This window comes from Photobacterium damselae (assembly GCF_003026815.1).
Taxonomy (GTDB): Bacteria; Pseudomonadota; Gammaproteobacteria; order Enterobacterales; family Vibrionaceae; genus Photobacterium; species Photobacterium damselae.
In genome coordinates this window covers 88,737-95,051 of the sequence record NZ_PYOG01000015.1, presented here as the reverse complement: position 1 = coordinate 95,051, position 6,315 = coordinate 88,737, and the positions used below count along the sequence as shown (strand labels likewise).

Sequence of the window (6,315 nt, the reverse complement as noted above, 5' to 3'; positions counted from 1 at the left end):
TGCCGCCAGCGTTCAATCTGAGCCATGATCAAACTCTTCAATTAAAGTTTTGTTGTATCTAACGATACGGCTCAATGAATACTGTTAATTCATCATAAATGATGAATGAATTGACTGTGCTGATACTTACGTATCACTTGGTCACTCAGTTTCATTGATTAAATCTTTTAGACTAAATCATTTCACGAGTGCCCACACAGATTGCATGGTCAAATTGTTAAAGAACAATACTGACTTTCGGTAACCGCTTGCGCCGTTGTCCGTGTCAGTGAGGTCGCATTATAGGGAGAAAGTTTTATCTGACAAGCCTTTTTTTGAAAAAAATTACCGTCTGTTGATAATTTAAACTAATGTGTGAATAAAGGGTGTTTTTACAACATTAGAGTATGGTCACACTCCTTTTCTAGCAATTACATCTTAATAAAAGTAAGATTCTTGTGACCCTGTTGTTAAAATAACCAATAGTGCATTCTTTTCTAATAAATATATGACGATGTAGTTTTCTATGAAGTTAAAAAATCAAATACTCATAACGATCATCGCTATTGCAGTCATTGGCGCATTAATTTTTAATGCTATCGCCATACCAGCAGCATTAGCGTTTGCTATCGGGACAATAATCTCAGGTCTAACGGTTCTCTTTATGCTTGAGGGTAAAGTACAACCAGCACCGTCGTTGAATAACGCGAGCAAAACACTTTATGTCGGTAACCTACCCTATCGAGCCAATGAAAGTGATGTGAAGGAGCTTTTCTCTGAATACGGCGAAGTCTTTGCGGTTCGTTTAATGAAGGATAAAAGAACAGGTAAACGTAGAGGGTTCGGTTTTGTTGTTATGGCAAGCCAAGAAGCTGAACTTGCCGTCGATAAACTCAATAATAAGGAATACGGTCAACGTACTTTGAAAGTTCGCGAAGCTAATGAACCTAAAAATATGGATAATTCAGACACTGAATAGCACCCAATTTCATTTCTTGTAAACTTTTATTCAGCGCATCTAACCGAGTCGGTTTGGCACTGCAGTAAGTCAAGTTATCCATCTCTTCTAATGCTGCATCTTGTGTAGCACTCTCAGGCAATAGCGATACCACTCGATTGGCTATCGCTTTGCCTGAATCAATAATTGTTACCCCCGCACCACATACCTGCTGGATTTCAGCTCGCATAAGAGGAAAGTGAGTGCAGCCCAGTACTATGGTATCTACCTTACCCAACCATGGTGCTAAGATTTGGGTCAATTCATTAAGCGAAACCACCTCACCTTGCAATTTTTCTTCTGCCATCTCCACCAGACGAGTAGTTCCTAACATCAGAACTTGGCAATCCTGAGCAAATTGTTTGACCAAATCATGAGTATAAGGTCGCTCTACGGTTGCAGGCGTTGCTAAAAGACCAATCGATTTACTTAATGAAGCTTGAGCTGCAGGTTTAATAGCAGGAACTACTCCAACAACAGGAATAGTCAGTTGCTGACGTAATGCAGGAAGGACAATGGTACTTGCTGTATTGCAAGCGACAACAACCAGATCTGCTTGATGACGGGCCACCAAGTTAGTAATGATGTGGCAAGCCCGCTCAATCAATACTTGTTGTGGTAGCTCTCCATAAGGAAAAGCCGCATTATCGAATGCATAGATATATTGCGCTTGAGGCAGTCGCGCTCGGATCTCTTGATAGACAGATAACCCACCAACCCCAGAGTCAAAAATTACGACCTTTTTCACGCGACACCATATATCAATAAACATCAAGAGTGCACATCATACTGCGTGCAGAGAAAAAATCGAATCTCTCTTTATAAAGCTTTACCGATTATTAACCAACTGGTAGCGCAAATAATGAAAACGAGGTTGTCGTTCAATATTGAGCCAATGAAGTTGTAGTGGCTCAACAAAACAGGGCGCATCCACAACTAAGGTATGAAATTCGCCATCCTCGCCACAAGGATCGGCACTATCAGGAAGTGACTTAACTAGCTCATCGTTATACCACTGACCACAGTACTGGCTGTCTAATTGGCTAGTATCGACAGTAATCAATCGGGTCTTTATCCCTCTTGATACAATCTCTGTTGCCAATTTACTACTGCTTTCACCCAACAGAGGAAAAACACACTGCCAACCAACAGGTTCAATGTAACTACGTCGATAATCTGCAATACCATTACAAAACATATCGCCAAACGCCACCGCATCAAAATCAATCTGACTCTGTTTTAATCCATCCACTACACTTTGTTGGTAAATTTCATTGGGTGGGAAAATTTCAGGCAAGGCAATTAAGACTAAAGGCAAATTCAACAAGTGAGCTTGTTTTTCCACTACAGATAATGGTGTGGCTTGGAACGGGACTTCTTCACCAACATAGGTCGTATAGAGCCCAACGACTTCATACCGAGGATCTTCTAATAAACGACATAGCACCAAGGTAGAATCTTTCCCAGAAGACCAACTAATAATAACTTTGATTTTTTTCATCATATATAAAAATGATCAGAGCCAGTGGTTAAGGCTGGCTCCGGTAAGTAATTAGAATTGATACGTTGCTGTTGCGTAATAAGTACGCTCTGGAGTGTTATAGCTTGTACGAGTCTGATAATCTGCATCAAACAGATTACCAATACGGCCACGCAGTGTAAGGTGCTCTGTCATATAGTAACTTGCTGCTAGATCCACCAGCGTATATGCATCCATTTTTTGCTTATTGGTCGCATCTTCATAACTACTACCATGATAAATAGTATTCACATCAAACTGCCAATCATCAAGCAAATAACTCATACGCCACTTAGCATTATGTTTAGAGCGTCGGATTAATTGATTTCCTGTTGCCGCGTCTTCCGGCTCTAGATAGTCATAACTGATATCATGATAGATAGGGCCTGTTGCAAACCCAGTTGTAAGCTCAACCCCTTTGATTTTAGCTTTGGCCACATTTTGCGGAATCCACATACCCGTTGCATTAGGAGCCCAAGCTATCAATTGGTCAATATCATTGCGGTAAGCTGTAACACTCCAATCTAACAATTGATGATGACCACTTAACCCTAACTCATAGTTAGTAGACTCTTCCGGTTGCAGATCAGGGTTACCACTAGCAGGCCAATACAGATCATTAAATGTCGGTGCTTTAAAAGCGGTACCTACACTTGCGTAAGACTTTACTTCTGGTGTGATTTGATAAGATGACCCTAACTGCCAAGTATTATGACGACCATAGCTTTGGTTATCATCAGTACGAGCACTGCCTTCAAACTGCCAATCTTGTAATTTATAGATAGACGTTAAATAGAAAGCTGTATTGTCGCGTTGATCTTTGCTGTATTGCTGAGTACTGTTCGAAACTTTATCGCGGTGCCATTCTGTTCCACCACCAATTTGCCAATTCTCATTCACTTGATAGTGGTTTTGCCAGTTTGCTAGAAGACGGGTAGTTTTAATCTCACTTCCAACTTCAATGTCATTGTAATTTTTCGCTTTATCTTGGTTTTGAGCAAGGGTTAATTCACTACTGTATTGAGCTGTAGAATAATTTACTTTACCTGCAATGTTATAAAGCTCATTCTCCGCTTTCGGATTTGGTTTGTTATTGCCAAAAAAGTCCGCATCATCGTATTTGTTTTTACCTTTGTGGAAATATCCTTGTAGGCTCACTTTCCAATTATCACCCAGATGACGCCCTAGCTCAGCAACAGCATTTTTACTAGTAAAGCCATCTTTATCTTGCTCATAAGGCAGTTGGCGCGCTGAGAAACCATCATTACCTTCTGTTCGAATCGCTAACTTACCCCAACCTTCAGTACCAATCTGTCCTGCAGCAGAAGCTCCAACCTGATAATAACCTTCACTGCCGCCACTAACGGTCGCCTGTACTTGTTGCTCACCTGGTTGATAAGCGGTAATGATATTTAAGACTCCTCCAATCGCATCTGAACCATATAGCGCTGCACGAGAACCACGAATTAGTTCAATACGTTCAATACCGGTAAGAGGGATCTGGCTAAAGTCAGCACTACCTAATGTCGCACTACCAATACGGACACCATTGATCATCACCAATAAGTGTTTACTAGAAGTACCACGAACATACACTTCGGTATTTTGCCCCAAGCCACCAGAAACCACTTGAACCCCAGGCAACAAACGCAAGACTTCTGCCATTGATTTTGCCTGAATCGCATCAATTTCTTCTTTAGTTACAACTGAGATAGGAGCAATAACGGTTTTTAAAGGTTGAGCAAAGCGGTTGGCCGTTACTACCATAACATCATTAGAATCGACATCATCAGCAGCAAAAGCTAACGGTGCAAAGGAAGAGCACAGCGTCGCTACTGACACTGCTAAAAAAGATTTTTTCATTTATGTTTACCTTAAGTCGCGTTGGGTGATTCACTGGTTGGTATTCGGACTTAAGAGCAAGGTATTCACCGCCTAGGCAACGACTTCCCATCTTGTTTCTAATATAAATTAGAGCAAAACAGTGTCTGGAACAGCGTCCCTGTTGCGTTTGTTCTCTATCACCGCTGCGCGTCAGTTATGGATTTACACCATATTCCCTCACCTAACTATTAGGTTAACCAGCGCAACAGGCATCCTAGAGAGTGAAGCAAAATCTGTCTAGTCTTGTTTGTTATTGCATAGAAATAATCGAGGTAAACTACACTTTTATCATCCACAGCACTGGACATCAGTGTTCAATCCAATAAAATCTTGCGCTCTTATTTTGAGCAGTAGAGGCACTTACTATGGCATCCAGCGTTTTTAATACTGCGGATTACCAGCACCAGTTGGACGAAAAAGCACAACGTATTCAAAACATCTTTGCGGATTTCGACACCCCAGAGCTAGAGGTATATGCCTCCCCTGCTGAGCATTACCGTATGCGTGCAGAGTTTCGAGTTTGGCATGAAGGCGAAGATCTGTATTACATCATGTTTAATCAGCAGACTCGCGAAAAATATCGTGTAGACCAATTCCCTGCAGCAAGTCGTTTAATCAATGACTTAATGCCTCTATTGATTGAAGCGGTAAAACCTCATCGTTCACTACGCCACAAGCTATTCCAAGTAGATTTTCTTTCTACCCTAAGTGGTGAAATCTTAGTATCAATGCTGTATCACCGCCAGCTTGATGAAGAGTGGGAAACTCTAGCTAAAGCGCTTAAACAGCAACTAAACGATGAAGGCTTCAAGTTAAATATTATTGGTCGTGCTCGTAAGCAAAAGAAAGTACTAGACCAAGAGTTTGTGATTGAAAAGCTAAATGTGTTTGATCGCACATTAACCTATAAGCAGGTTGAAAATAGCTTTACTCAACCAAATGGAACTGTAGCCCAAAAGATGTTGGAGTGGGCAGTAGATTGTACTCGTGACAGCCAAGGTGACTTATTAGAGCTTTACTGTGGTAACGGTAACTTCTCTTTGGCCTTAGCACAAAATTTTGAACGCGTATTAGCAACAGAATTAGCAAAACCTTCGGTCGAATCTGCTCAATATAATATTGCGGTGAATAACATCGATAATGTTCAGATCATCCGTATGTCAGCAGAAGAATTTACTGAAGCGATGGAAGGTCGTCGTGAGTTCCGCCGCTTAAAAGATAATAACATCGATCTACAGAGCTATAACTGCAATACGATCTTTGTCGATCCACCTCGATCTGGTATGGATGAAGGGACTTGTCGTATGGTTCAAGGTTACGAGCGTATTATGTACATCTCATGTAACCCAGAAACACTAAAAGAGAACCTAGATATTTTAAGCGAAACTCACCGTATCACTCGCTTTGCACTGTTTGATCAGTTCCCGTATACCCATCATATGGAAGCGGGCGTATTTCTTGAGCGTAAATAAACGTTAGCTGAAATAGATTGATCAAAAAAGGCGCTCACTGAGCGCCTTTTTTAGTTAAGAACAAATCATTACTTTTGCTCTTGGATCTCTTCCTTTTTACCTTCCATGATGCCTAGCTTGTAGGTCACCCAGAACAGCAATACCAATGCAATCATTAGTGAAATAAAGTTAGAGCCCATCTCTGGCGTCATTGCGCGTTGGAAACCTGAGTAACCAAAAGCACCAATAAAGAAACACGCCGTTGCAACTGCAGGTGTGCCTTCTACCATAGGCTTACGTAAATACTCTTGGTACAGACAGTACACTGCCATACCAAATGCGATCACTGGGAAAATCGAAAAAGCTACATGGCTTGAAAAGAAAACAGCCAATGTCGCATTACCACATAAGCCCGCTAACAAAGATAAAATCAGTGTTTTGCGCTCTGCTTTAATTTGTTGCTTATCCATATCCATCATCACCAA

The 6,315-nt window shown here is 41.1% G+C and carries 6 protein-coding genes and 1 riboswitch; of the genes, 2 read left to right on the top strand and 4 right to left on the bottom strand.

Features of this window, described 5'->3' with window-relative positions:
• Window positions 1–505 precede the first annotated feature (505 nt).
• The gene (locus tag CTN07_RS13950) at window positions 506–958 is read left to right on the top strand and encodes an RNA recognition motif domain-containing protein (RefSeq protein WP_036764554.1); all 453 of its coding nucleotides are present in this window, start codon (window positions 506–508) and stop codon (window positions 956–958) included.
• Here the strand turns inward: CTN07_RS13950 and murI are convergent.
• The 3 genes from murI to CTN07_RS13935 are packed head-to-tail and all read right to left on the bottom strand — an operon-like array spanning window position 927 to window position 4,358.
• Window positions 927–1,748 carry a glutamate racemase gene (gene murI / locus CTN07_RS13945; protein ID WP_005301876.1) on the bottom strand — a complete coding sequence of 274 codons (822 nt, stop codon included), beginning with the start codon at window positions 1,746–1,748 and terminating at the stop codon, window positions 927–929. The genes CTN07_RS13950 and murI overlap by 32 nt on opposite strands.
• 57 nt (window positions 1,749–1,805) lie before the next feature.
• Complete coding sequence (locus CTN07_RS13940) at window positions 1,806–2,477, bottom strand: Dph6-related ATP pyrophosphatase (protein WP_036765177.1); 672 nt, start codon at window positions 2,475–2,477, stop codon at window positions 1,806–1,808.
• A gap of 51 nt (window positions 2,478–2,528) precedes the next feature.
• Window positions 2,529–4,358 (bottom strand): TonB-dependent receptor domain-containing protein, encoded by a 1,830-nt coding sequence (locus CTN07_RS13935; protein WP_005301882.1) that lies wholly within the window; start codon window positions 4,356–4,358, stop codon window positions 2,529–2,531.
• Between the two features lie 18 nt (window positions 4,359–4,376).
• Window positions 4,377–4,596, bottom strand: a riboswitch (cobalamin riboswitch).
• Between the two features lie 148 nt (window positions 4,597–4,744).
• On the opposite strand from CTN07_RS13935, the gene trmA reads away from it, so the two are divergent.
• A complete protein-coding gene (trmA, locus tag CTN07_RS13930; protein WP_005301885.1) occupies window positions 4,745–5,851 on the top strand; it encodes a tRNA (uridine(54)-C5)-methyltransferase TrmA in 1,107 nt (368 codons plus the stop codon).
• Window positions 5,852–5,919: 68 nt separating this feature from the next.
• Here trmA and CTN07_RS13925 read toward each other — a convergent pair whose 3' ends face one another.
• Window positions 5,920–6,300, bottom strand: a complete 381-nt coding sequence (locus tag CTN07_RS13925; protein WP_036765178.1) for a YijD family membrane protein — start codon at window positions 6,298–6,300, stop codon at window positions 5,920–5,922.
• Window positions 6,301–6,315: the final 15 nt, after the last annotated feature.

Coding starts and splice junctions, on each gene's coding strand:
- CTN07_RS13950 (WP_036764554.1), top strand. CDS start 506: ATGAAGTTAAAAAATCAAATACTCATAACGATCATCGCTATTGCAGTC.
- murI (WP_005301876.1), bottom strand. CDS start 1,748: ATGTTTATTGATATATGGTGTCGCGTGAAAAAGGTCGTAATTTTTGAC.
- CTN07_RS13940 (WP_036765177.1), bottom strand. CDS start 2,477: ATGAAAAAAATCAAAGTTATTATTAGTTGGTCTTCTGGGAAAGATTCT.
- CTN07_RS13935 (WP_005301882.1), bottom strand. CDS start 4,358: ATGAAAAAATCTTTTTTAGCAGTGTCAGTAGCGACGCTGTGCTCTTCC.
- trmA (WP_005301885.1), top strand. CDS start 4,745: ATGGCATCCAGCGTTTTTAATACTGCGGATTACCAGCACCAGTTGGAC.
- CTN07_RS13925 (WP_036765178.1), bottom strand. CDS start 6,300: ATGGATAAGCAACAAATTAAAGCAGAGCGCAAAACACTGATTTTATCT.